This is a genomic window from Chitinophaga sp. (genome assembly GCF_019236475.1).
In the GTDB taxonomy this organism is placed as follows: Bacteria; Bacteroidota; Bacteroidia; order Chitinophagales; family Chitinophagaceae; genus Chitinophaga.
Window position 1 is genome coordinate 672,415 of sequence record NZ_JAFAIX010000013.1, and the last position, 24,834, is coordinate 697,248.

At 44.8% G+C, this 24,834-nt stretch carries 20 protein-coding genes and 1 tRNA gene; 14 read left to right on the forward strand and 7 right to left on the reverse strand.

Annotated elements, in window-relative coordinates:
* The first annotated feature begins 56 nt into the window (after positions 1–56).
* From JO154_RS24735 to JO154_RS24755, 5 genes are all read left to right on the forward strand, one after another.
* A complete protein-coding gene (locus tag JO154_RS24735) occupies positions 57–1,694 on the forward strand; it encodes a pyruvate dehydrogenase complex dihydrolipoamide acetyltransferase (protein ID WP_291951276.1) in 1,638 nt (545 codons plus the stop codon).
* 367 nt (positions 1,695–2,061) lie between these two features.
* Complete coding sequence (locus JO154_RS24740) at positions 2,062–2,568, forward strand: MarR family transcriptional regulator (RefSeq protein WP_111595254.1); 507 nt, start codon at positions 2,062–2,064, stop codon at positions 2,566–2,568.
* Between the two features lie 60 nt (positions 2,569–2,628).
* Positions 2,629–3,576 carry a TIGR01777 family oxidoreductase gene (locus tag JO154_RS24745; RefSeq protein ID WP_291951284.1) on the forward strand — a complete coding sequence of 316 codons (948 nt, stop codon included), beginning with the start codon at positions 2,629–2,631 and terminating at the stop codon, positions 3,574–3,576.
* A gap of 18 nt (positions 3,577–3,594) precedes the next feature.
* Complete coding sequence (locus JO154_RS24750; RefSeq protein ID WP_291951288.1) at positions 3,595–3,966, forward strand: CoA-binding protein; 372 nt, start codon at positions 3,595–3,597, stop codon at positions 3,964–3,966.
* A 167-nt stretch (positions 3,967–4,133) separates the two neighbouring features.
* Positions 4,134–4,607 (forward strand): ribonuclease H-like YkuK family protein, encoded by a 474-nt coding sequence (locus tag JO154_RS24755; protein ID WP_291951291.1) that lies wholly within the window; start codon positions 4,134–4,136, stop codon positions 4,605–4,607.
* Between the two features lie 81 nt (positions 4,608–4,688).
* On the opposite strand, the gene yihA is transcribed toward JO154_RS24755, so the two are convergent.
* A complete protein-coding gene (yihA, locus tag JO154_RS24760; protein ID WP_291951294.1) occupies positions 4,689–5,297 on the reverse strand; it encodes a ribosome biogenesis GTP-binding protein YihA/YsxC in 609 nt (202 codons plus the stop codon).
* A 56-nt stretch (positions 5,298–5,353) separates the two neighbouring features.
* On the opposite strand from yihA, the gene ubiE reads away from it, so the two are divergent.
* The 5 genes from ubiE to JO154_RS24785 all read left to right on the forward strand — a co-directional run bounded on the left by ubiE (position 5,354) and on the right by JO154_RS24785 (position 11,322).
* A complete protein-coding gene (gene ubiE / locus JO154_RS24765; protein WP_291951297.1) occupies positions 5,354–6,100 on the forward strand; it encodes a bifunctional demethylmenaquinone methyltransferase/2-methoxy-6-polyprenyl-1,4-benzoquinol methylase UbiE in 747 nt (248 codons plus the stop codon).
* Complete coding sequence (locus tag JO154_RS24770; RefSeq protein WP_291951300.1) at positions 6,073–6,774, forward strand: porin family protein; 702 nt, start codon at positions 6,073–6,075, stop codon at positions 6,772–6,774. Before ubiE ends, JO154_RS24770 begins: the two co-directional genes overlap by 28 nt.
* A 19-nt stretch (positions 6,775–6,793) precedes the next feature.
* Positions 6,794–8,140 (forward strand): dihydroorotase, encoded by a 1,347-nt coding sequence (locus JO154_RS24775; protein ID WP_291951303.1) that lies wholly within the window; start codon positions 6,794–6,796, stop codon positions 8,138–8,140.
* Between the two features lie 239 nt (positions 8,141–8,379).
* A complete protein-coding gene (locus JO154_RS24780; RefSeq protein ID WP_291951306.1) occupies positions 8,380–9,708 on the forward strand; it encodes a DNA mismatch repair protein MutS in 1,329 nt (442 codons plus the stop codon).
* Between the two features lie 72 nt (positions 9,709–9,780).
* Positions 9,781–11,322 carry a YifB family Mg chelatase-like AAA ATPase gene (locus tag JO154_RS24785; protein WP_291951309.1) on the forward strand — a complete coding sequence of 514 codons (1,542 nt, stop codon included), beginning with the start codon at positions 9,781–9,783 and terminating at the stop codon, positions 11,320–11,322.
* Here the strand turns inward: JO154_RS24785 and JO154_RS24790 are convergent.
* Positions 11,319–13,448, reverse strand: a complete 2,130-nt coding sequence (locus tag JO154_RS24790; protein WP_291951311.1) for a translation factor GTPase family protein — start codon at positions 13,446–13,448, stop codon at positions 11,319–11,321. The two genes, JO154_RS24785 and JO154_RS24790, sit on opposite strands and share 4 nt — an antisense overlap.
* Positions 13,449–13,612: 164 nt before the next feature.
* Between JO154_RS24790 and JO154_RS24795 the strand changes: the two genes are divergently transcribed.
* The 3 genes from JO154_RS24795 to JO154_RS24805 all read left to right on the forward strand — a co-directional run bounded on the left by JO154_RS24795 (position 13,613) and on the right by JO154_RS24805 (position 16,603).
* Positions 13,613–15,391: an ABC transporter ATP-binding protein gene (locus JO154_RS24795; RefSeq protein WP_291951314.1), complete on the forward strand. Its 1,779-nt coding sequence runs from the start codon at positions 13,613–13,615 to the stop codon at positions 15,389–15,391.
* A gap of 22 nt (positions 15,392–15,413) precedes the next feature.
* On the forward strand, positions 15,414–15,851 hold the full coding sequence (locus JO154_RS24800; protein WP_291951317.1) for a DUF983 domain-containing protein: 438 nt from the start codon (positions 15,414–15,416) through the stop codon (positions 15,849–15,851).
* A gap of 284 nt (positions 15,852–16,135) precedes the next feature.
* Positions 16,136–16,603 carry a hypothetical protein gene (locus tag JO154_RS24805; protein ID WP_291951320.1) on the forward strand — a complete coding sequence of 156 codons (468 nt, stop codon included), beginning with the start codon at positions 16,136–16,138 and terminating at the stop codon, positions 16,601–16,603.
* 369 nt (positions 16,604–16,972) lie between these two features.
* Here JO154_RS24805 and JO154_RS24810 read toward each other — a convergent pair whose 3' ends face one another.
* The 5 genes from JO154_RS24810 to JO154_RS24830 all read right to left on the reverse strand — a co-directional run bounded on the left by JO154_RS24810 (position 16,973) and on the right by JO154_RS24830 (position 24,559).
* Positions 16,973–19,435: a TonB-dependent receptor gene (locus JO154_RS24810; protein ID WP_291951323.1), complete on the reverse strand. Its 2,463-nt coding sequence runs from the start codon at positions 19,433–19,435 to the stop codon at positions 16,973–16,975.
* A 69-nt stretch (positions 19,436–19,504) separates the two neighbouring features.
* The gene (locus tag JO154_RS24815; RefSeq protein ID WP_291951326.1) at positions 19,505–19,858 is read right to left on the reverse strand and encodes a hypothetical protein; all 354 of its coding nucleotides are present in this window, start codon (positions 19,856–19,858) and stop codon (positions 19,505–19,507) included.
* Positions 19,859–19,939: 81 nt separating this feature from the next.
* A complete protein-coding gene (locus JO154_RS24820) occupies positions 19,940–21,526 on the reverse strand; it encodes a DUF1501 domain-containing protein (protein ID WP_291951329.1) in 1,587 nt (528 codons plus the stop codon).
* A gap of 18 nt (positions 21,527–21,544) precedes the next feature.
* On the reverse strand, positions 21,545–23,170 hold the full coding sequence (locus JO154_RS24825; protein WP_291951330.1) for a DUF1800 domain-containing protein: 1,626 nt from the start codon (positions 23,168–23,170) through the stop codon (positions 21,545–21,547).
* 210 nt (positions 23,171–23,380) lie between these two features.
* Positions 23,381–24,559, reverse strand: coding sequence for an acetyl-CoA C-acyltransferase (locus JO154_RS24830; protein WP_291951331.1), 1,179 nt, complete (start codon positions 24,557–24,559; stop codon positions 23,381–23,383).
* Between the two features lie 125 nt (positions 24,560–24,684).
* Between JO154_RS24830 and JO154_RS24835 the strand changes: the two genes are divergently transcribed.
* A tRNA-Lys gene (locus tag JO154_RS24835) sits at positions 24,685–24,757 on the forward strand.
* The last annotated feature ends 77 nt before the right edge of the window (positions 24,758–24,834 follow it).

Below are 24,834 nucleotides of genomic sequence, written 5' to 3' on the forward strand. Positions count from 1 at the left end.
TCTTTGCGTTTTTGCGCAAAATCATGTAGGTTTGAACAAAATTTTGAATAAACACTATGGCAGAAGTTATCAGAATGCCCCTTTTGAGTGATACAATGACGGAAGGGGTGATTGCGGAATGGCATAAAAAGGTGGGCGATACCGTAAAAGCAGACGATGTTATTGCTGAAGTGGAAACGGACAAAGCAACGATGGAAGTAATGGGTTATGTAGAAGGAACCCTGTTGTACATTGGTGTTGAGAAAGGGAAAGCAGCGAAGGTAAATGCAATCATAGCCATTGTGGGTAAACCAGGCGAAGATTATAAAGGCTTACTGGAAGGTGGAAGTAGTGCTGCTGCTCCAGCGAAAGAAGCCGCACCGGCACCAGCGCCAGCTCCGGCCGCCGCTCCTGCTGTTTCTGCTGCTGATGATGCCGCAGTTAAAGAAGCGCTGAAAAATGCTACTGTTATCCGTATGCCGCTGTTGAGCGATACCATGACAGAAGGTAAAATAGTTGCCTGGAATAAAAAAGTAGGTGACGTTGTTAAAAGTGATGATGTACTGGCAGAAGTAGAAACTGATAAAGCCACGATGGAAGTTATCGGTTATGCTGACGGTACTTTATTATATGTTGGTGTGAAAGAAGGTGATGCTGCCAAAGTAAATGGTATTATAGCCATCGTTGGTAAGCCAGGCACTAATGTAGATGCTATTCTGGCTGCAGAAAATGGTGGTGGCACTGCTGCACCTGCCGCTGCTGCTCCTACCGCTAACGGTACTCCTGCTCCAGTTGCCGCAACTACTGCTGCTCCTGTTGCTGCCGTATCTGCTGACGGTCGTGTGAAAGCGTCTCCACTGGCTAAAAAAGTAGCTGCTGAAAAAGGTATTGATATCAGCCAGATTCCAGGCACCGGTGATGGTGGTCGTGTAATCAAAGCGGATGTGGATAACTTCAAACCATCTGCTGCTCCTGCTGCTGCTGCAACTACCGGTGCTGCTGCTCCTGCTGCCGCTGCTTATGTTGCTGGTCAGGAAAGCTTCACTGATACGCCGCTGTCACAGATGCGTAAAGTGATTGCAAAACGTCTGAGCGAAAGCAAATTCACTGCACCTCACTTCTACCTGAAGATCGATGTTAACATGGATAAAGCGATGGAAGCGCGTAAAGCTATCAACGAAGTATCTCCTGTTAAGATCTCCTTCAACGATATGGTGATCAAGGCTTCTGCCCTGGCACTGAAACAACATCCTGATGTAAATGCAAGCTGGATGGGCGATTTCATCCGTCATAACCATCATGTGCATATCGGTTCTGCCGTGGCTATTGAAGACGGTCTGATTGTCCCTGTTATCCGTTTTGCAGATCAGAAATCCCTGAGCCAGATTGCTGGTGAAGCGAAAGGTCTGTACGACAAAGCTAAAAACAAGAAACTGCAACCACAGGATTTCTCTGGCAATACTTTCACTATCTCTAACCTGGGTATGCTGGGTATAGACGAGTTCACTGCTATCATCAATCCTCCGGATTCTGCTATCCTGGCTGTTGGTGGTATCAAAGAAACTGCTATCGTAGAGAAAGGTCAGGTGAAGATTGCTAATATTATGAAACTGACCCTCAGTTGCGACCACAGAAGTGTGGATGGTGCTGTAGGTGCGCGTTTCATGGCTACCCTGAAAGGTTACCTGGAGAATCCAGTGACTATGCTGGTGTAATCGGAGATTAACTACCTTATATATAAACGGCTGCGTATTGGATACGCAGCCGTTTTGTTTTTTGTGATGCTAGTAGCGGATTTTAGAAACTGACAGCTTCGCTGTCAGTTTGAGCGGCATCCAACTTCCGCCCTGACGGGCGGAAGTTGGATGATGGGGTAGGGATTTCCCTCTGCCCGTAGGTCGGAACTTCGATAACTGGTGGGCAATGATCTGCAACTGTTTTGGATTTCCGCCCGGCGGGCGGAAATCCAAAACTAAAAATACCCTATTCTATATTTTTTCATTAACTTTTGAAAGTTCAAAAACTTGGTTTACATTTGCCTGCAACCTATATACAACAAACGCAACAAAAAAGAACCTGCAAATGAATCTGGAAGAAGCAAAAGCGCAGTTTATTCAAACTTGGGGATCACTCGGTGCACAGTGGGGTATTAACCGTACTATGGCCCAGATCCACGCGTTATTGCTGGTGAAACCTGACCCGTTGAGCGCCGATGATATCATGGCAGAACTGAATATTTCCCGTGGTAATACTAATATGAACGTACGCGAGCTCATCAATTGGGGCTTGGTGGAACGTGTATTGATTCCTGGTGAAAGAAAGGAGTTTTTTGTAGCCGAGAAAGATATCTGGAAAGTAGCCACATATATTGCCCGCGAGCGCAAGAAGCGCGAGCTGGATCCCATCATGAAAGTACTGCAACAATTGCAGCAGGCAGAAGGCGACCCTAAAGACAAAGAACTGAAGGCTTTTAAAGATTCCATTCAGAATATTAACAAGTTTGCCCAACAAACTGACCGCACTATCAGCGCCTTTATTAAATCAGAAGAATCCTGGTTCTACAGCAGCCTGCTGAAACTCATCAAGTAATTTTTTTTGCAGTATTCTTTCAATATTTTCTGAAATTTCCGAATTTACAATACTACAATCATGAAAAACAAAAAAATAGTCATCGCCGGCGGCACTGGATTCCTGGGAAGGAGTCTGACAGAACTTTGGGGCACTGATAATCAAATTGTTATACTTTCAAGAACAGCGCCTGCCACGGATGTAAACGCCACATGGGTACCTTGGGATGGGAAAACAGTAGGCAATTGGGCCGCTGAATTGGAACATACAGACGTACTCGTAAATCTCAGCGGACGCAGTGTGAATTGCAGGTATACACCCGCCAATCAGCAGGAAATATTCGACAGTAGAAGCTTTTCCACAAAAGCATTAGGACAGGCGGTACAGCAGTTGCAACATCCACCGAAATTGTGGGTAAATGCCGCATCTGCGACGATTTACAGGCATGCGGAAGACAGGCCCATGGATGAATTTACAGGAGAAATAGCCGATGATTTTTCTGTACGCGTTTGCAAGCTATGGGAAAAAACATTCAATGATATAACGTTACCGCATACACGAAAAGTTATACTGCGTATTGCTGTGAGTCTGGGTTGGCAGCAAGGAGGCGTGATGCAGCCGTATTGCAATCTCATGAAATGGGGACTGGGCGGGCATCAGGGAAGTGGCAAGCAGCGATATTCTTGGGTGCATGTAGCAGATGTTGCTGGGATGATAGACTGGTTGGCAGGACAGCCAACATTAGATGGTGTGTTTATCTGCGCTGCTCCTAACCCGGTAACGAATACTGTTTTTATGCGTACCCTGAGGCAGCAAGCCGGTCATGTTGTCGGGTTGCCTGCGCCAGCCTGGCTGTTGGAGGTAGGTGCTGCATTGATTGGCACAGAAACTGAGCTATTATTAAAGAGCAGGTGGGTATTACCTACCAGGGCGCTGCAACATGGCTACCAGTTTAATTATCCTCAGTTGGATACTGCTATAGCGGATATACTGGACCGTATGCCGCGGAAAGCCTGGCACTTGTTCTGAATTTTGTAAATTTAATGTATGGAAACAGATAAGAAATTGACAGTAGTACTTGGCGCCTCTCCTAATCCTGAACGCTACAGCTATTTAGCGGTGAGTAGGCTCACTGCACATGGTCATCCGGTTGTAGCGATTGGTAATAGGGAAGCAAATATTGGGGAGACACGGGTCATCACGGAACATCCAGCACTGGAAAATGTGGATACAGTTACTTTATACTTGAATCCAAAACTGCAGGAAAGTTATTATGATTATATCCTGCAATTGCATCCTAAGCGAATTATTTTCAATCCAGGTACCGAAAATGAAGCATTGAAAGCATTGGCAATAAAGAACGGCATTCAGCCACAGGAGGCTTGTACATTGGTATTATTGAGTACAGGGCAGTATTAAACTGCCTGATATTTTTTCCTTAAATCCTTCTACCTGCGCTTTTTAACCGACGTCATTTCGTATATTCGGTACGTTAACCCATAGATAGGCTATATAGAACTTGATTGGCTGTCATCTCACGAGACTACTATACTAACACCGCTTGTTCACCCTTTAATATACATTTTATGCAATGGAGAAGATTTAATGGAGAGCTCATTTCCATTCCCGTCAAGGAGGAGGTCCGCCAGGCCATCATCCGTGAAACCGCCAAAGGCTTTCGTTTGAAAGTATGCATTGGTACGGATTCGCAGGTGAAAGGCCTGGACACGGAATTTGCCACTGTTATCGTGTTTCTTCGCGAAGGTCATGGTGGGTTTATGTTTATCCACAATGATAAAACGAAAGAATGCTATACGATCAAAGAACGTATGCTGATTGAAGTAGCCAAAAGTATTGAGATTGCTTATGAATTATGCGACCTGTTTACAGAATATGATGTAGACATGGAAGTACATGCAGACATCAATACGAATCCTCAGTTTAAGAGCAATCAGGCTTTACACGAAGCAATGGGCTATATCCTCGGAATGGGATTTGCCTTCAAAGCCAAGCCAGAGGCCTTTGCCAGTAGCAGTTGCGCCAATAAGGTAGTCAACTAAGCTACGTAATGTTATACCTCCTTCAATAAGTACCGATGCGGTATCCTGCACCGGTCAGCTATCCTTCCCCCATCAATTGCGCTAAGCAATAGCCCGGAACTGCGCGTTTAACTCCTCGATATAACCCAGGATCGCATCTCTTCCGCTTTTCTTTACTGTAGACGTAACAAAGTGCGGTGGCAGGAATTGCCAGGTTTCCCTCATTTTATTCAGGAAAGCCTTCACATTCTTGCTTACTTCCGCCTGTGTGCTCTTATCCGCTTTGGTGAAAACAATGCTGAATGGTACTTCCCATTCGCCCAACTGATTGATGAAATCGATATCGATTTTTTGTGGAGAATGCCTGCTATCGATCAACACAAAGATATTCACCAGGTTCTGACGCTTACGCAGATAATCCTCGATCATTCTTTCCCATTGTTTACGTTGGGACATAGATCTTTTAGCAAAACCATAACCGGGAAGATCCACCAGGTACCACGACTGGTTGATGAGAAAGTGGTTAATCAGTACAGTTTTACCAGGAGTACCGGAAGTTTTAGCCAGTTTTTCATTATTCACCAGCAAATTGATCAAGGAAGACTTTCCCACATTAGACCGGCCTATAAATGCATATTCCGGCAGGTTTGGCTTTGGACACTTTTCCCAATCCGGACTACTGATAAGATATTCTGCTGTTTTGATAACCATAATAAATGCTTTGTTCATTCTGTCATATGAATACAAATTCTTTAACTTTGCGAACTATGTCAGAAAAATTAAATGTTGAGAAGATCGTTCCCTTTTCGGAGTCAAAATTAAGCAAGAAGAAGCAGATAGCAGCCATGTTTGATGATATTGCTTTCCGCTATGACTTCCTGAACCATTTTATGTCGATGGGAATCGATATCATCTGGCGTAAAAAAGCGCTGGGTTATCTGAAATCCCTCCAACCTAAAAAGATGTTGGATGTGGCCACAGGAACTGGAGATTTTGCCATTATGGCCTCTAAACGCCTGAAACCGGACCATATTACGGGAATCGATATTTCTGAAGGGATGCTGAGCCATGGCCGTGAGAAAATCCAGAAAGCGGGCCTTTCTGATAAGATTACGCTGCAATTGGGCGACAGTGAGACAATAAGTTTTCCTGATAAGACGTTTGATGCCATAACGGTAGCCTTCGGTGTCCGTAACTTTGAAAACCTGCAACAGGGGCTCAGAGAAATGCAAAGGGTACTGAAACCTGGCGGAAAATTAGTGATCCTAGAATTTTCCAACCCTACAGTTTTCCCTATTAAGCAATTTTATAATTTGTATTTTCGTTATATAACACCCCTGATCGGGAAGTGGATAGCCAAAAGCGAAGCTGCATATAGCTATCTGCCTGAATCTGTGAAAGCGTTTCCTCAGGGTGAAGAAATGTGCAATATTTTAACCAATTCTGGATTTCAGGCCGTTACATGCAAAACGCTCACTTTCGGCATATGTTCCATCTACTGCGCTTCGCGCTGACGGGAATGTTCCTGACTTTGCTCTTGCCTGCGAAGGCACAGCAAAACCTGAACATGCTGGAACACGATGCAAAACCCTATTATTTCGGAATTTCACTGGCTACGAACCAGTCCAATTTCCGTTTACTTCATGCGCAGGCTTTCCTGGCTGATGACTCTATTATGGTGGCCGAACCCTTGAAAACATTCGGTTTCAACCTAGGGTTATTGGCGAATGCCCGTTTGACGGAGCATTTTGACCTTAGATTTAATCCGCAACTGGTTTTTGCTTCTAAAAACCTCTATTACCGGGAAACATATCCCAAACCAACAGATACTCAGAAAAAGATTGAATCCATCCTGCTCAGCTTTCCGCTACAGATCAAATTCAAATCCGATCGTATTGGGAATATGCGTGTTTATGCCATTGGTGGTATGAAATACGACTTTGATCTGGCTTCCAATGCCAGGGCCAAGAAAACGGAGTCGATGATCAAAATCAAAAAAAGCGATTATGGCTATGAAATAGGCGCTGGATTTGAGTTTTACTTTGAGAGCTTTATCTTCTCTCCGGAATTCAAAGTGAGCAATGGTATCGGGAATGTGTTGGTAAAAGATCCGAATCTTCGCTACTCCAATGTGATCGATAAGCTGCAATCCCATATGATCGTATTCTCCATCCATTTGGAAGGATAAAAGCGACTATATTTGCAGCATGCAGAACTACGTCATCAGGAATATATCCGTGGTAAATGAAGGGCGCACCACGGTACAGGATGTTTTGATCAAGGATAACCGCATTGAAAAAATCGCGCCCAACATCACTGTCAACGGCAATTACACAGAAATTAACGGAGAAGGAAAACACTTACTGCCCGGCGTCATCGACGATCAGGTGCATTTCCGTGAGCCCGGTCTGACAGAGAAAGCCACTATTTATTCGGAAGCACGTGCAGCCGTTGCCGGCGGGACTACCAGTTTCATGGAAATGCCCAATACCAAGCCTGCAGCCCTGACACAAGAACTGCTGGAAGATAAATACCAGATCGCCAGTCAACATGCGTTGGCCAACTACTCTTTCTTCATGGGTGCTGCAAATGATAATGTGGAAGAGATTCTGAAAACCAATGACAAGAAAGATCGCGTTTGTGGCGTAAAAATATTCATGGGTTCTTCCACCGGTAATATGCTGGTGGATAACTACCTCACCCTCGAAACAGTTTTCTCCAATTCAGAGCTGTTAATTGCTACGCATTGTGAAGACGAGAAGATCATTCGTCGGAATATGGAAGCCTTTAAACAAGCCAAAGGAGATGCCCTCACGGCAGCAGATCATCCACTCATCCGCGATGTGGAAGCTTGCTTTGAATCGTCCCTGGTAGCCATTCAGTTTGCACAGAAGCACCATGCACGTTTGCACATTCTTCATATATCCACTGCTAGAGAATTACAACTCTTCGGTAATATGATGCCACTGGCTGAAAAGCGCATCACTGCTGAAGTATGTGTACATCATCTCCACTTCACCGCAGATGACTACGCACAATACGGTAATCTTATCAAATGTAATCCTGCCATCAAAGCCCCTGAAAACAGGGACGGGCTGTGGGAAGCATTACTGGACGACAGATTAGATATCATTGCCACAGATCACGCACCGCATACTTGGGCAGAAAAACAACTCCCCTACCTGCAAGCACCATCTGGTGTGCCATTGGTACAACATAGTTTGCCGCTGATGCTGCAATATGTAAAACAAGGAAAGATTTCTATCGAGAAAGTAGTAGAAAAAATGAGTCATGCACCTGCCATCTGCTTCCAGATCAAAGACAGAGGCTATCTGCGTGAAGGCTATTATGCCGACTGCGTGATTGTAGACATGAACGCACCTGCTACTGTAGAAAAACAAAATATTTACTATAAATGCGGCTGGAGTCCGTTTGAAGGGCATACCTTCCCGGCTTCCGTTACTCATACCTTTGTAAACGGGCATCTGGTCTATGAAAATGGCCGTTTTGATGAATCCGTTAAAGGTATGCGGATGTTATTTGACCGCGAATAGTTTTTCTCGCAAAGCAGCAAAGATGCAAAGCAGCAAAGGATTATGTTTTGTTGTTTGACACAATATATTTATTTATTTCTTTGCTGCTCTGCATCTTTGCTGCTTTGCGAGCCAAACTATCAATTTACCATCTCCTGCGTCTCTGCTCCTTTGCGCCCTCTGCGTGAAATATTTATGGAATATTCCTTTCTTTGCATCCTAACCTACGTATCCGTATATTCACTAAAAAAGGACCTGCAATGCAACTGGACAAAACATCCTATTACGACCTATCCATCTTCAATCGCGATGAAGAATATTCACTGTTTAGCAGGCTGGATTTTACTATGACAGCCGGAGGCAAGGATTTTCTACGTCAGCTTTTCAATAAACCGCTGCAGGACCTTGTATCTATTCAACAACGACAGGAAGCATTAAAATATATACTGAGTCTCGAAAAGAGCTGGCCATCTGTTATTACCAACGGAACCATCGTAGTGGTGGAAAACTTCCTGGAGGCCCAGATAGAGCCGATCAGTAACACAGAAGGGCTTGGACTCTGGATTCAAACAGGCTTGCATAAAACCGTTTATGCACCTGATTTTAAGCATATCAAGTTCGCTTTTGCAGAAGTATTGAATTTGCTGCGTGGTTTCAAGGAATTTGTGCAGGTATTCAATTCCGATCATGCGCCAAAAACGCTGAAAGTATTGCTGGACAGAGCACAACGTCTACTCAACCAACCAGATTTTGCCCTTATCCTGGATGCAGATGCAGACGGAAGAATGCATGCCGCCAATATTCTTCGATTCGACAACTATGTTCGCAAGCGCAATCGGAAGGTCATACAAGAACTCATCTCCCTATATTATCAACTTGATGCATATTACTCCATGGCAAAAGCCGTGAAACACCATCAGTTGCACTTCCCCACCTTCCTGGGCACGGAGATGCCTGTTATCAAAGCGAAAAAGTTGTATCACCTGATCTTGGATACGCCAGTAGCGTATGATATGGGCCTTGACAGGGATAGTAATTTCATGTTCTTGACCGGCGCTAATATGGCTGGTAAAACTACGTTTATCCGTGCCGTTGGGATAGCCGTATTTCTTGCACACATCGGTATGGGCGTACCCGCAGCAGAAATGGAACTGAGTTTCTTCCATGGTATTTTCAGCAATATCCAGGTGCAGGATAATATTTTCAAAGGAGAAAGCTATTTCTTCAACGAAGTACAGCGTATTAAGAATACTATTTTACAGATCAATAACGGCAAAAACTGGCTGGTACTGATTGATGAAATGTTTAAAGGCACCAATGTGGAAGATGCCCGCAATTGCTCGCTGGCAGTGATTCGTGGACTGCTGCAATCCAGTAACTGTCTGTTTATTCTTTCTACGCATCTGTATGAAGTAGCAGAAGAATTGAAGAATGAATCGAAAATTCAATTCAAATATTTTGAATCCACCGTGATAGAAGATGATTTGCATTTTACCTATCTCTTGAAAGATGGTATCGCTAAAGAAAAAATCGGTTACCTGATTTTAAAAAGAGAGAAAGTTCTTGATCTCCTAACACAGATAAAGTAATATATTTGAGATAGTTTGATTCCTGCCACCGCCCTGGTGGCAGGGGTTTTGTTAACCATAGCTTACATCCATATGATTGTTAAAACCTTTGGCAGCGCCTTACAAGGCGTGCATGCCATTACCATCACCATTGAGGTGAATGTATCTTCCCAGGGAAATAAATTTTACATCGTTGGCCTGCCAGATAATGCCGTCAAGGAGAGCGAGCAGCGGATTACCTCTGCATTGCAGCATTTGGGCTTGAAGATGCCCAGAACCCGCACGGTGGTGAATCTTGCGCCTGCAGCTATTAAGAAAGCGGGTGCAGCCTATGATCTACCCATTGCCATTGGTATTCTTGGCGCCAGTGAGCATATTCCGGCCGATTTATTTTCCAGTATTGTTTTGATGGGCGAGCTATCTCTCGATGGCACACTGCTGCCCGTCCGTGGCGCATTATCCATGGCCATGCTAGCGAAGGCAGAAGGCTTCAGCGGCATTATGTTGCCACAGCAGAATGCACAGGAAGCCGCGCTGGTAGCAGGGATAGCCGTATATGGCGCTGGCCATCTCACGGAAATTATTCATCATTTCTCTGGGAACGCTTCCCTGACACCTGTTTCGTCTGCTTCCAATAGCAGCTTTATGGCAGAGCAACTATATTACGATGTTGATTTTAATGAAGTAAAAGGTCAGCAACATATTAAAAGAGCTTTGGAGATAGCCGCCGCTGGGGGCCACAATGCGATCCTCATAGGGCCGCCGGGTGCAGGGAAAACCATGTTGGCGAAGCGTTTCCCCACAATACTACCACCTATGCTGCTGGAAGAAGCATTGGATACTACTAGGATTTATTCTGTAGCAGGAAAATTAACCCATCAGGGAGGATTGATTTCTCGTCGACCTTTCCGGGCGCCGCATCACGGGATCAGCGATGCAGCCCTGGTAGGCGGTGGCAGTACTATATCGCCGGGGGAAATATCGCTGGCACATAATGGCGTGTTATTCTTGGATGAATTACCTGAGTTTAAAAGGGCCGTGTTGGAAGTGATGCGGCAACCGATGGAAGAGCGTACAGTGACTATTGCCAGAACCAGGCAAACCATTGAATTTCCTGCTAATTTCATGTTGCTGGCAAGTATGAATCCTTGTCCTTGTGGGTATTTTAATCATCCGGAGAAAAAATGTAGTTGTTCACCAGGAGTGGTGTATAAATATCTCAATCGCATATCTGGGCCGCTAATGGACAGAATTGATTTACATGTGGAAGTGACGCCAGTCTCGTATCTGGCGTTGTCTAATCCTGGGGAATCGGAAAGCAGTACGGTTATCAGAAACAGGGTGATTGCTTCCAGGGAGATTCAAGCCAATAGATTCAAAGATTTTCCCGGCATCAACTGTAATGCCCGTATGACTGCGGCGATGATGAAAAAATATTGCATTACCGACGACAGCAGCAGAGAGCTGTTACGTACTGCTTTAAAACGTTTACAGCTCTCTGCCCGTGCATATGACCGCATTCTGAAGGTGAGTCGCACTATCGCAGACCTGGAGTGTAGTGAATTTATCACCACCACACATATGGCAGAAGCCATTCAATACAGGAGTCTGGACAGGCAGACCTGGGGCTTTTAAACCTCCACTTCTGTTTTGCGGTAATCTTCGCTTAATTTTTTCTGTATTTCGGGCGGTACTGGCGCATAATCGGCGAAGGAGGATTTCAGTTTGGCTTTACCCTGGGTAACATTGCGCAGGGCAGCAAATAGTTTGTCTAGTTCCGCCTGTGGTGTACGGGCTTTTATCACCTGGAATCCATTTAGTGTATCCATTCCCGTTATAATGCTACGGCGACTTTGTAATTCGCTCATGATATCGCCCATCATGAAGTCGGGTGCCGTTGCTTCCAGGTCGAATACAGGTTCGAGGAGTTGTGGAGCTGCTTGGTGGAAAGCCTCTCTGAAGGCCATCATACCAGCAATTTTAAAGGAGATATCGTTGCTATCTACGGGGTGCATTTTTCCGTCGTAGACGCTAACGCGGATATCGCGTACATACGATCCCGTTAGTGGGCCTTCTTGCATTTTTTCCATGACGCCTTTCAGGATGGAGGGCAGGAACCTTGCATCAATAGCGCCACCGACAATGCAGTTATTGAACACCAGTTTACCGCCCCAAGAGAGCACGATTTCTTCTGTATCCCGCACGGGGTATTCTTTCAACGGCGGCATTCCTTCATAATAGGGTTCTATCTTCATATATACTTCCCCGAATTGGCCTGCGCCGCCGGATTGTTTTTTATGTCGATAAGACGCCTGTGCTGGTTTCTGAATAGTTTCTCGGTAAGGAATTTTAGCAGCGTAAAATTCCACTGGCATTTTATAGATATTTTCTAGTCGCCATTTGGTGACTAAGAGGTGCAGATCTCCTTGTCCGTGTAGGATTACCTGTTTCAGTTCTCGGTTGAATTCCACTTCCAGAGTGGGGTCTTCCATGTGGATTTCAGCTAATACTTCGCTGAGTTTTTCATCATCGGCTTTGTTTTTTGCTTCGATGGCCACGCGCACTTTAGTACCGGGAAACTGGATGGGCGCGATTTGTCCGTGGAAGGACTTTTCGCAGAGGGTATGATTGGTGATCGTATTCTTTAATTTCAGTGTACAACCGATATCACCGGCGCGGAGTTTATCCACATTATTGCGGTTTTTACCATCAGCGATAAACAGTTGACTAATGCGTTCCGTAGTATTTCCTTTTTCGTTAATCAATTCCATGCCTGGTTTTACTTCACCGGACATGACTTTAAAGAAAGTGAGGCGTCCTACGTGGGGTTCTTGGAGGGTTTTAAATACAAAGAGGCAAGTAGGGCCAGCGGGATCGCAACCCACATCGTTGCCATCTTCCGTAATATCTGCGGGCATATCGATTGCAGAAGGAGCTACATTATCGATGAAACCCATCAGGCGGCCGCTGCCCATATCATTTTTAGCAGAGAGGCAGAAAACGGGGAATACCTGATGATGGAGCATACCTATTTTGAGGCCTTCACGGAGTTCGTCTTCATCGAGGCTACCTTGTTCGAAATATTTTTCCATGAGGGTATCGTCGTTTTCAGCAGCTTTTTCGACGAGTTCATTGTGGAGTTTGTTGGCATTTTCCTTTTCGTTGTCGGGGATGGGGAGTTTTTCGGGTTTTCCACCGTTTTGGGGGAAACGGTACATGGTCATTTTGAGGAGATCTATAATTGCATTGAATCCGAGGCCTTGGTTTACCGGGTATTGCATGATGGTAACGGCATTTCCCAGCGCCTTCCGTGCCTCCTCCACGGTTTTGGTAAAATTGGCTTGTTCTCCGTCCAACTGGTTGACCGCCAGGATGGTCGGCTTTCGGTATTTATCTATATAATCCCAGATCATTTCTGTACCTACTTCCACGCCGTACTGGGCATTCAGCAGTAATACAGCAGTGTCGCAGACGCGGATGGATGCTATTACCTCGCCGATGAAATCTTCCAGGCCGGGGGTATCAATGATATTGATTTTGTAGTCTCTCCATTCCGTGTGCATTGTTGTTGCATATACGGAATTTCCGCGTTCATGTTCAATATCGTGGTAGTCGGAAACAGTATTACTTTCCTCTACTGTACCGCGTTTGCTGACAATGCCGGCTTCAAACAGCATTGTTTCTGAGAGGGTAGTTTTTCCACTCTTCGCAGCTCCCAACAGTACGATGTTTTTGACGTGTTTTTCATCATACGTTTTCATATGTGGAGATTTATGAGATGAACCGATAATCACCAATAACCTTATAAAGAACTTCTATATTAAGTTAGTCATTTTTGCGGAATGGTGGAAGTAGAATGTTATAACATATAGTACCTTTGGATACGAAAAAAGTTTCGACTCAAAAGACTCAGAAAACCGGAATTATGAAACTATTACTACAATATCTGAAGAAATACAAATGGCTTTGTTTTTTCGCCATGCTACTAGCGGCTGTGAATCAGTTGTTTTCCATGATGGACCCTTACATTTTCGGGCGTATTATAGATCAGTTTGCATCCCATGCTAAAAGCGTTGATAAGGATGGACACGTATTACGATCGGAAAGCAGTTATGTAACAGGTGTCCTGTTATTATTAGGTGCATCCATTGGCGTTGCGATGATTTCCCGTATTGCAAAGGCATTTCAGGATTATTTCGTAAACGTAGTTGTACAAAAATTTGGCGCCCAGGTGTATACCGATGGATTAAAACATTCCCTGCGGCTCCCTTATCAACAATTCGAGGATCAGCGCAGTGGCGAAACACTGGCTATCTTACAAAAAGTCAGAACAGACTGCGAAAAATTTATCACCTCATTTGTCAATGTACTTTTTGTTTCACTGATCGGTGTGATCTTCGTGATTATCTATGCCTGGTTTGTGCATAAGACTTTACCATTCGTTTATTTGATCGGTAGTTTGCTGCTGGGTTTCCTGATGAATGTGCTCTCTAAAAAAATCAAGGGCATACAGAAAACTATTGTGAAGGAAACCACTGCTCTGGCGGGTTCTACCACAGAATCTTTAAGAAATATTGAATTGGTAAAGAGTCTTGGTTTAACAAATCAGGAGATCAGACGTTTAAACAGTACGACCTTAAAAATTCTGATGCTGGAGTTGCGGAAAGTGCGTAGTATTCGCAGTATCAGTTTTGTGCAGGGTACTTTTGTGAACCTGATGCGGGCATCCATCTTGTTTCTGCTGTTATATTATATCTATCATGATTATGTATCTGTAGGAAAGCTCATCACTTTGCAATTGTATTCGTTCTTTATTTTCGGGCCATTGCAGGAGTTGGGTAATATCATCCTGAACTTCAGGGAAGCACAGGTTTCTTTAGAGAAATTCCAGCAGATCCTGCATACACCGGTAGAAGAATTACCAGCTAATCCGATCAATGTATCACATATCGATGATCTGGAATTCCGTCATGTAGGCTTTAAGCATCTGACAGCAACTGGGAAAGCGTTGGATAATGTGAGTTTCAAGGCTAATCTTGGAGAGACCATTGCCTTTGTAGGGCCTTCCGGGTCTGGTAAAACTACCCTAGTGAAATTGTTGGTAGGACTTTACAAACCGAATGAAGGACACATCCTATATAACGGCGTGGAAGCAAACGAAGTGGACATGGAAGCTTTGCGTCACCAGGTAGGGTTTGTAACCCAAGATACGCAGCTATTTGCGGGCACTATTCGGGAAAACTTGTTGTTCGTGAATCCAGGGGCCAGCGATGCAGAAGTGAAGGAAGCGTTGGATAAAGCGTCTTGTTATAGTTTGCTTGCCCGTGCTGATAAAGGCATTGAAACCGTGATTGGAGAAGGTGGTATAAAAATATCTGGTGGGGAGAAGCAAAGGCTGTCGATAGCCAGGGCTTTGCTGCGTAAACCGCGACTGATGGTATTTGACGAGGCTACCTCCGCGCTGGATTCCATTACTGAAGAGGAGATTACCAGAACAGTAAGGGAAATTACGGCTACCCGTCAGCATATCACGGTGATGATTGCGCATCGGTTATCCACTATCATGCATGCGGATCGGATATTCGTATTAGAGAAGGGTCGGATTGTGGAAACAGGGCGTCATTCGGACTTATTAGAAGAAAAAGGACTGTATTATGCCATGTGGCGTCAGCAGATCGGAGAAAGGAAGTTTGAAACAGCTTAAAGTAAATGATTAAATTTGCAGGATGAGTACGAATAAGCCTACGCGCCCGAATTACTTTCTGAGCATGTTGACCATGAAGTGTCCTCGATGCCGGAAAGGGCCTATGTTCAAGGATTCGAATCCTTTTCATTTCAAGTTGTCGAAGATTTTTGACATGCACGATAATTGTCCGGTTTGCGGGCAGAAATATGAGCTGGAAGCAGGCTTTTGGTTCGGGACGGGGTATGTGAGTTATGCCTTATCTGTAGCTTTTTCTGTATTTAACCTGATTTGGTACGCTGTATTTTTCGGCATTAGTTGGAGAGATAACAGTATACTTATATGGCTGGGAATCAATGGTGTATTGTTAGTATTGATACAGCCGTGGTTGATGCGCTTATCGAGGGCTATTTATCTGTATTTCTTTGTGTATTATGATGAGAAGACAGCCCAACTGGAGAAACCGCATCACCATCATTAAGTTGGAAAATAATTTGGGGCTGTAAAAACAGCCCCTATCTTTTTCAACCAAAATCTGAACCAATGGTGGTCAGAAGATTTTTAAGAGGCAATAACTTATATGTAACAGAGGGAAATTTGGTAAACAGTGAAGCCGATTTTGTTTCCTCATGGCATCTACCAAAAATGCCATGCTAAACTACAAAATCCACATATATTTAGTTCAAATATTTATATCAGTGGCAACAAGGTTGTATTTGCGGTTAATGTCAAGTAGCAACCACCACCATAAACACCCAATACTCAATGAAAAGAATTTGTTTTCGTCTTGCAATCATCCTGTTGGCTTGTTGGTCATGTAATAGTGACCCAGAGCAGGAACACGAAACAAAAGTGATTGAAAGGGGGAGAAAAACAGTACATCCTCAACATTTCAAGCTGCAATCCGGGGGTCCTTCGGATTCGGCAGCCGTATATACCGCCGCCAATATAATTATCAAGGTGGAAAACGGAGAGGATTCCATGCAAACCATCACGATTAGTAATCCTCAGAAACGACTTATCAATTACATACGGAAGATCGATACACTGCCGTCTCCCTACCTATATATCTACGATAATGATACGATTCTAGGCCTATATGCTGCAGGGAAATTTACTGCGTATAGAATAGCAAATAGTAAAGCGTTGTTGTTTGATCACTTTTTTACGCATAAGGTGCCGGAGTTGCAGGCGAGGGATTCTGTGTTGGAGTTTATGCATCCGGCGAAGTAATTATTTTTGAAATTGGCTAAAAATGAATGTTTTTTGGCGATTTTTATAAAGAAGAGAAAGGGACGTCTGCGACGTCCCTTTCTCTTCTTTATTTTTTTTGTTTCCCCTGCCCGGCGGGCAGGGGAAACAGTTTGGAGATTTTGATTCCGTTCCCTGCTAAGGCGGAGGGAATAGTTAGGAGATTTTGATTCCATTCCTTGCTAGGGCGGAGGCAACAACTAGGAGATTTTGATTCCGTTCCCTGCTTGGGCGGAGGCAACAACTAGTGTTTTTTTATTTTCACCTACCTGCCCAGGTGGTCTTTTATTTTTTAGTCGACCTTGCCCAGCGGGCAGGGTCGACAATTCAGAGATTTTAAAAGGATTACTTCTATTTGAAATTGATTGGAATCGCCACTTTAACGCTGAAATTCCTTCCCATATTAAAGACCCCTACCCGACCAGTAACTGGGTTTACATCTGCATATTTCAAACGACTGAGATTGTTCTGATACGCCACATCTGTGATGTTATTCATTGCGAAATAGAGGGAGAATAACGTTTTACTTTTCTTATTGACGAAGTCGGCGCCAAAACCTGCATTCAAAAGGGTATATCCTGCTGTAGGCGTTTCCGTTTCATAAGCGCTGAACACATTGTTCTGAGCGAAATTCATGTCCATTTGTACGCCTATATATGCATTTTGCAGACAGCTCTTACCTACTTTACGGAATTTACCTTTCAGTTCAGCCAGCCATCTGCCAGCAGGAATATTAGGCAGATTTTTCGTTGAGTCGGTACCGTTAGTAGCTACCCCACGCACGTAGGATACGGTATTCTCAAAATGCAGCCAGTCGATCGGATGAGGATGTATATCCAGCATCATTTCACCTCCATAGAGGTTGGCATTTGTTTGCTGGTATTGGAATGCAGCAAATCCTTGCTCGTTATCATGTGAAGGAATGGAATCTGTACCTGCTGCATTGAACAGTTTGCGAGAATAGATGAAATTAGTGATGTGATTGTAGAATACATTGGCATTCAGAGAAACGTGTTCTGTATTGAAATCAACACCAATATCTCCCTGAGTGCTTACCTCCGGTTTGAGGTTGGTATTGCCGTATTCGTATTTAATAGTGCCCTCATGTACACCATTTGCAGACAGCTCTGCAATATTAGGAGCACGGAAACCACGAGCAGCATTAGCTTTCAGGGTTACGCGGTCGCTAACGGCGTAACTGATGCCAGCACTAGCAGAAATATTGTTGAAATCTTTTGTGAATGCAGTGAATTTCTCTTCGCCACCAGCAGCAGGATGACCATTAGTGTCCAGGAAAAGAGATTTAGCACTCAAAGATCGATTGTCAAATCGAACACCTCCGCTGAGCGTCACTTTATTAATGGTTTTCCTTGTTACAACGAATCCACCTATGTCGAAGAGATCATATGCAGGAATAAGGAATTCCACTCCTTTGTTCGTATTTTTTTGTTGCATACCATTCACGCCGACTGTCGTCTGCCAACCATTCATCTCCGGCAGGTAATAACTTGCCCCATAATTGAATGTTTGTAAATAGAGATACAAGCCCGGTTCATTGGGCGACAATACATTCCCATATTCCCGGCGCTGGTTCAGTTGATAACCGAGCGTCAGGCCGATACGGCCGCCGTTATTGAGGTAGAGACTATTATCCCATACCAGTTTCTGGTGAGTAATTTTCTGTTTTGGAACCATCATACTGTAAGACCTGTGATCGCTGGAGGAGACAGATTCATCTTCCGCCACACCGTTTACATTCACCGGTTTCAGGAATCCACCAACACTGTCTCTGTTACCTTCCACCAGGCCCAGGTTCTGGTTGAAAGAGGTGAAAGTCAGATGTGAATAACCCCATTGTTTATTGATACCGATACTTGCACCGTAGTTGGTGTTGTTATAACGAGAGTTAAAAACGTAATCGTCGTATTTATTTTTGTAATCGTGCGCTTGTTTCTGGGTGATATAAGCACTCCAGTTGAAGCCGTTTTGATTACCTGCGATATCAGCATGGTACGCCATTGTACCGTTGTTGGTCATGTAATTGGCCGCCACGTTTCCTTTGATGCTACCAGCAGGCAAAGGAGACGGCGATATGATATTCACTACACCTGCCAACGCATCAGAGCCATACATCAGCGAAGCAGGCCCTTTAAGGATTTCAATTCTGTTTACATTGTAATCATCCACTTCGATACCATGTTCGTCTCCCCATTGCTGACCTTCTTGTCTTACGCCATCGCTAACAGTTACCACACGATTGTAACCCAGCCCACGGATAAAAGGCTTGCCGATAGCAGGACCGGTAGACAACTGGCTCACGCCTGGCACTTTTGCAATCGCATCAATGATGTTGGTAGAAATTTGTTGATCGAGATCATCTCTGCGGATAATACTAACAGGCACGGGGTTGCTTTTGGCAGAAGTAGCCATATTCACACCCGTTATCACCACCTCATTTTTTTCGATGAGCGTTTCAGATAGCTCGAAATTCTGTGTAGTATTCCCGTTAATTGTCACAGTAGCCGTATAAGCTGCATAGCCTACGTAGTGCAGTTCTACCACAAATTTCCCTTTAGGCAGGTGTTTGATGATGTAATTACCACTAGCATCTGCAGCCGCACCCACACGGAGATCCGGCAGATAAATAGTAGCACCCGGCAATGCAGTGCCGGTTTTCTTATCCGTTATTCTACCACTAAGGGTATTATCGTTAACTCCCTCATCAGGAGAAGCTGCATACATATAGACAGGCACAGCCAGCATTACCAGCAGTGCAATAGAAAAGCGAGTGATGAATACACGCAGATATTGCATATCAATTAGAATGATAATTCAAAAAATAAAACAGGAGTTCCTCCTGGAGATAATCCATTAAAAATTCCGTCAGGCGACGGTATAAGCAATCGTTACAGCTTCCACTGGAGGTGCTCTTGGAGACAAATCACGATGTACCTGATACCTCGGTGACGAAAACATGGGAGATTGGAAAATCCATGTCAGTTTAATAACCGGTGTCAGGTATGAAACAGCAAACGGTTCATAAGGTTCGATACCGATTTGCAGAAAATCACAGTGCTTGTGAAGGGATGATATGGTTGTTTTACCAACTGGGTGAACGATATCATGCGTATCGTGGTGGTTGGCAAATTCGTGTATAAACTCTCTCGGGAGTGTATTAAAGGAAAATACACCCAGGAGCAGTATTGCTAAGATTTTATGCCAAAACCGTTTATGCACGAGGACAAAGATAGGTAAACCAATCTATTTGCAACAATGTTGCACAAAAATTCTTTTCAAGTAAGTGATAAGCGGCAAGTTTTACCTCACTTTTAGCATGGGTCTCACCTGTTGCACGGGTCCATTTTGGAAGCGGGCATAATAGATGCCTGTAGGCAGATAAGACGCATCAAAGTTGATCGTATAGGTACCGGCAGCATGTACTTTATTCACGGGCACGCTAACGAGTCGGCCCATGGTATCAAAGATTTGAATCATGGTATTACCGGCGCCAGTGATATAAGTAATAGTAGTATAGTCTGTGAAAGGATTCGGGCTATTGACGATCAGGTGTTTATCTTCTCCTGGCGTCAGGTCAGGAATACCGGTGATGACCCCGCAAGCCACACCGCTGATGAGTGGCAGTTGTTGATAATCTTTTTGCAGGATCGTTTGTAATTGGTCCGGTTTCACACAGAACCATTGCTGGAGGATAGAAGCATAAACAGATCTGAAGTCGTACTGCATTGGAATATTATCATTCACGGACGCAGCATCTGGGATAGATGGAGAATTTCCTAGGACGCCTTGCATCACGTAATCCCCGAAGACGATCATAGGGGCAGCCGCACCGTGATCTGTACCCATACTGCCATTGGATTTGATACGACGGCCAAATTCGGAGAAAGTCATACCCACCACGCGGCGACTCGCTTTCAGGCCACGGAGATCATCCATAAAGGCCTTAATCGCATCAGAAACGCCTCCCAGCAGGTTGCTATGCAGCCCAGTGACATTATCGCCACCATCTGTTTGGCTGGCATGTGTATCAAAGCCGCCAGTGCTCACCATATACAAACGGGTTTTAAGTCCGCCAGCTATGAGTCGCGCTACGATTTTCAATTGTGCAGCTAGGTAGTTATTCGCAGGGTATGCACCTTGAGAAGAAACTTTGGCTGCTGCTTTCTTTATAGATTGTTCGTAGCTGTTAGCTTGTTTAGCGATGAGGCGGATATATTCCAGTTCTTTACCAGCTTTGGTATTGGGAACGGGGTCCATTACCCCATCGATCAGGTTATAGAAATCAGTAGCGCTCGTAATCGCGATACCCATGCTGGCATTGGTCCCTTGGAAAGCCGGAGAAACAATAGAACCTATCTGCACGGCGAGTGGATCTGGGTTATCAGCGTTAGGATAGCCATCAGGGAAGCCAGGGTATTGTGTTTCCAGGTATCTGCCTGTCCAGCCAGTGTTTAATACCTGGTTGGAGTCGGAGCCTGTCAGCCAGATATCAGTAGCGCGGAAGTGAGAGAAGTTGGGAGAAGGGTATCCCACACTTTGGATGATACTCACTTTGCCATCGTTATATAATTTCTGGACGCCAGTCATAGCCGGGTGTAGGCCGGATTTCGTATAGCCGTCGAGTTTAAGCACTTTTCCTTGAGGGATCGCGATATTGGTACGGGCAGCCTGGTATTTACCGTAGATATCCAATGGCACCACCATGTTGAGGCCATCGTTACCACCTGTAAGCTGTATCATTACCAGTACATGGTCATTATCCGAGGCTGCGCCACTGAGGGCAGCGAGCAATGGCGTAGTACCGAAAGCCTTTACTGAAAAACCGCCAAGCAGTGTAGGGAGCATGGCAGCAGGGGCTGTATATTTAAGGAAGTCTCTTCTTTTCATAAAAGGTATTTCAGCTTATCAGGATAATTGGTATTCAGAGAGGTCCATGATGTATTTGTACAGGGCCTGTAGGCGGATATGAACATCGCTTTTGGCCTGCATATCATTTGGATTGGAGACGTATTTATTCCAGGCGTTTGTCCAGTAGTAATCGGTAGTCTGGCCTGTGAGGAGAATAGTCGTTTTCAGGAAATCCTTTACAGTATCGGAAACGCCTACACGATAAAGTATATTCAGGGAATCGGACACCAATGCGATAGGATCTGCAGGATTGGGCAGTTGTGCTGCAAAAGCCAGTGGATCAATATGGAGGCGGTTAAAGCCAGGATCGCTGATGAGGGCATCCGTGAGTTGATTTCTTTTTGGCAGTGTATCCGTATTGATCCAGAGTTCATGGTAAGAAGGTTCCTGGTAATAGGCCTCCCAACCAGCTACCAGCGGTGGATCTCCGAGATTCTGGAGCATATTCGCTGCAGTACGTTGAATCGCCTTCCATCCAAGATATTGGTTAGTATAATCTGAAGGGAATTGTACGCTGAATTCTCTGCAAACGCCCACGCAAAAATCGACCGGACTTTTAATCAAACAGGCGTAGTTCAGTGGATCGAAGAAGTGTTCGCTGGTGAAGAGCGCATTCAATGTCACTTTGATATCATAGCCGCTGCTGCGGAAGATATCGGCCAGTGGGGAGATGACATTCTGTTCGGTGGCAGCGTCTATATCGTAGTATACGAAGAAACGGTACAATTTCCGACAGATGAATTTAGCCACTTCTGGTTGCGCGAAGATGATATCTAGGAGGTCATTTAGTTCCGTAGCGCCGGCGGGGCCGGTTTTTCCGGAGATAACCTTATTCAGATAGAAGGAAGAGAATTGTTTATTACCGATATCGTGTTGGGTAGTATTGAAGGTACTGGTGATATTGGCATCGTCGATGCGGAAGCCTGTGAGCACGCGGGCGGTGGCTTTCACATCATCCTCTGTATAGTGGGAATCCGGGCCTTTTCCGACGGTAAACAGCTCGTGTAGTTCGCGAGCATAGTTTTCATCGGCGGCGGCTTTGGAGTTGAGATAACCGTTTAGGTAAATCAACATTGCCGGATCGAGGGTAATTGCTTTGGTAAGTGCTTTAAAGTTACCCAGGGCATTTTGGCGGAGGGTAAGGTTGTATTGATAGATGTATCTACTGTCTTTAACAGTAATGGTTTCCGTAACGAAATGGTTATGCCAGAAGAGCACCATTTTTTCGTGTATGCTTCTGGATTGGTTGATCATTTGACCGATCCACCAGGATTTATAGGAGGTGATCCTGTTATCTTCTGTAGTGATGTCCCCTTTGGAGGCTCTGACCCAGGTAGCGCCGGGGGCGACGCCGGAGGAGTCAGTACCATAGTTATTTACTGGGGGCTGGGGGTCAGGCTGGGCTGTCAGCAAGGTATCCACTACTTGTTGCATGCTCATACCGTTGAAGGCGTTGATATCCACCGGATTGGTGCTGAACATGGTCCTTTTGAGGAGATGAATCAGTTGCTGAGGGCCCCAGGCGCCAGCATAAGGGGTGATGCCGGTAGTAGTTCTTGCAGCCATGGTAGCGGCTTTAAAACTACGTGCAGGCGATAAGGTCAGGAATTGTCTGCGATCCATAAAAAATGATATGGTTGATAGCTTTGAGGCTAAATCAGGCAGTAAATTAGTAAAAACTTTAATTCAACTTGATTAAAATATTATAAATAAAAAGATCACATGCAATCCTAATCTATATAGAAAAAAACGTAAGATGTTGATAGATAACAGACAATAAAAAACGAGCCCGGCAGGACCGGGCTCGTTAAATTTTATGAGTGGAAATTTTTTTTAGTTGATATTTTCGATGATACCGGCGATACCTTGGCCGCCACCTACGCAGGCAGTAACGATACCGTATTTTTTATTGAGGCGTTTAAGATCGCCGAGGATTTGCACGGTGAGTTTAGCGCCGGTGCAACCGAGGGGATGACCTAGGGCGATAGCGCCACCATTGATATTAACGATATCGGGGTTGATGCCGAGTTCACGGATTACGGCGATGGACTGGGAAGCGAAGGCTTCATTGAGTTCTACGAGGTCGATATCGCCTAATTTTTTGCCTGCTCTTTCCAGCACTTTAGGTACGGCGGCAACGGGGCCGATACCCATGATGCGAGGGTGTACGCCGGCAGACACGCAGGACACCAGTTTACCGATAGGTTTCAGATTGAGTTTATTCACCATTTTCTCGCTCATCACGATTACGAAGGCGGCGCCATCGGAAGTTTGGGAGGAGTTACCGGCGGTAACGCTGCCACCGGCGGCGAATACAGGTTTCAGTTTTGCGAGGGCCTCCATGGAGGTATCTGCGCGAGGACCTTCATCTGTATCTACGGTGAAAGTGCGGGAAGCTCTTTTACCTTTCGCATCTACATATACTTCGTTGATATCTATCGGGAGGATACCCTGTTTGAAATAGCCGTTTTTAATGGCATTCAGGGCCTTCATATGAGAGTGATAAGAGAATTCGTCCTGGGCATCTCTAGTGACGTTAAATTCTTTTGCAACTGCTTCTGCGGTGAGGCCCATACCGATGTAGTAATCCGGGTTGGATTTGGCTACAGTATAGTTAGGAACTGTTTTCCATCCGGCAACGGGAACGAGGCTCATGCTCTCGGTACCACCAGCGATGATACAATCGGCCATGCCTGATTGGATTTTTGCGGTAGCGATGGCGATGGTTTCGAGTCCGGATGCACAGTATCTGTTTACGGTCATTCCCGGTACGTCGATACCTAAAGCTCTCACGGAGATCATACGTCCAATTTGCAAGCCCTGTTCTGCTTCCGGCACAGCGTTACCTACTATCAGGTCGTCCACCTGTTTAGGATCGAGCTGTGGTACTGATTTCAGCAATCCGGTAATTACATCAACTGCCAGATCATCAGGCCTGTAAAAGCGGAAACCTCCTCTCTTGGATTTGCCGACCGCAGTGCGGTACCCGGCAACTATATACGCTTCTTGCATCAGACTAAGTATTTTATACTGAGTTAACGATATTTTTGACTATCCTTTCAAATTTAATTAATTTAAGGAGATAAATATCCGGGAGAACAGTTAAATTTGGAAACCTGAAATTTAACAGTTTACAAGACTCTGTAGCTCAGTTGGTAGAGCAGCTGACTCTTAATCAGCGGGCCTAGGGTTCGAGTCCCTACAGAGTCACTACAGTAAAGGCTTTTGGCGGATTAACTGCTGAAAGCCTTTTTTCATTTGCATACAATTTTCATATCTGTATTTGC

Bases quoted from the DNA above. Each gene is read 5' to 3' on its own strand.
- JO154_RS24755 (WP_291951291.1), top strand. From the start codon at position 4,134: ATGCAATGGAGAAGATTTAATGGAGAGCTCATTTCCATTCCCGTCAAG.
- JO154_RS24740 (WP_111595254.1), top strand. From the start codon at position 2,062: ATGAATCTGGAAGAAGCAAAAGCGCAGTTTATTCAAACTTGGGGATCA.
- JO154_RS24790 (WP_291951311.1), bottom strand. From the start codon at position 13,448: ATGAAAACGTATGATGAAAAACACGTCAAAAACATCGTACTGTTGGGA.
- JO154_RS24800 (WP_291951317.1), top strand. From the start codon at position 15,414: ATGAGTACGAATAAGCCTACGCGCCCGAATTACTTTCTGAGCATGTTG.
- JO154_RS24785 (WP_291951309.1), top strand. From the start codon at position 9,781: ATGATTGTTAAAACCTTTGGCAGCGCCTTACAAGGCGTGCATGCCATT.
- JO154_RS24735 (WP_291951276.1), top strand. From the start codon at position 57: ATGGCAGAAGTTATCAGAATGCCCCTTTTGAGTGATACAATGACGGAA.
- JO154_RS24825 (WP_291951330.1), bottom strand. From the start codon at position 23,170: ATGGATCGCAGACAATTCCTGACCTTATCGCCTGCACGTAGTTTTAAA.
- JO154_RS24770 (WP_291951300.1), top strand. From the start codon at position 6,073: ATGTTCCATCTACTGCGCTTCGCGCTGACGGGAATGTTCCTGACTTTG.
- yihA (WP_291951294.1), bottom strand. From the start codon at position 5,297: ATGGTTATCAAAACAGCAGAATATCTTATCAGTAGTCCGGATTGGGAA.
- ubiE (WP_291951297.1), top strand. From the start codon at position 5,354: ATGTCAGAAAAATTAAATGTTGAGAAGATCGTTCCCTTTTCGGAGTCA.
- JO154_RS24820 (WP_291951329.1), bottom strand. From the start codon at position 21,526: ATGAAAAGAAGAGACTTCCTTAAATATACAGCCCCTGCTGCCATGCTC.
- JO154_RS24750 (WP_291951288.1), top strand. From the start codon at position 3,595: ATGGAAACAGATAAGAAATTGACAGTAGTACTTGGCGCCTCTCCTAAT.
- JO154_RS24780 (WP_291951306.1), top strand. From the start codon at position 8,380: ATGCAACTGGACAAAACATCCTATTACGACCTATCCATCTTCAATCGC.
- JO154_RS24830 (WP_291951331.1), bottom strand. From the start codon at position 24,559: ATGCAAGAAGCGTATATAGTTGCCGGGTACCGCACTGCGGTCGGCAAA.
- JO154_RS24795 (WP_291951314.1), top strand. From the start codon at position 13,613: ATGAAACTATTACTACAATATCTGAAGAAATACAAATGGCTTTGTTTT.
- JO154_RS24775 (WP_291951303.1), top strand. From the start codon at position 6,794: ATGCAGAACTACGTCATCAGGAATATATCCGTGGTAAATGAAGGGCGC.
- JO154_RS24745 (WP_291951284.1), top strand. From the start codon at position 2,629: ATGAAAAACAAAAAAATAGTCATCGCCGGCGGCACTGGATTCCTGGGA.
- JO154_RS24805 (WP_291951320.1), top strand. From the start codon at position 16,136: ATGAAAAGAATTTGTTTTCGTCTTGCAATCATCCTGTTGGCTTGTTGG.
- JO154_RS24810 (WP_291951323.1), bottom strand. From the start codon at position 19,435: ATGCAATATCTGCGTGTATTCATCACTCGCTTTTCTATTGCACTGCTG.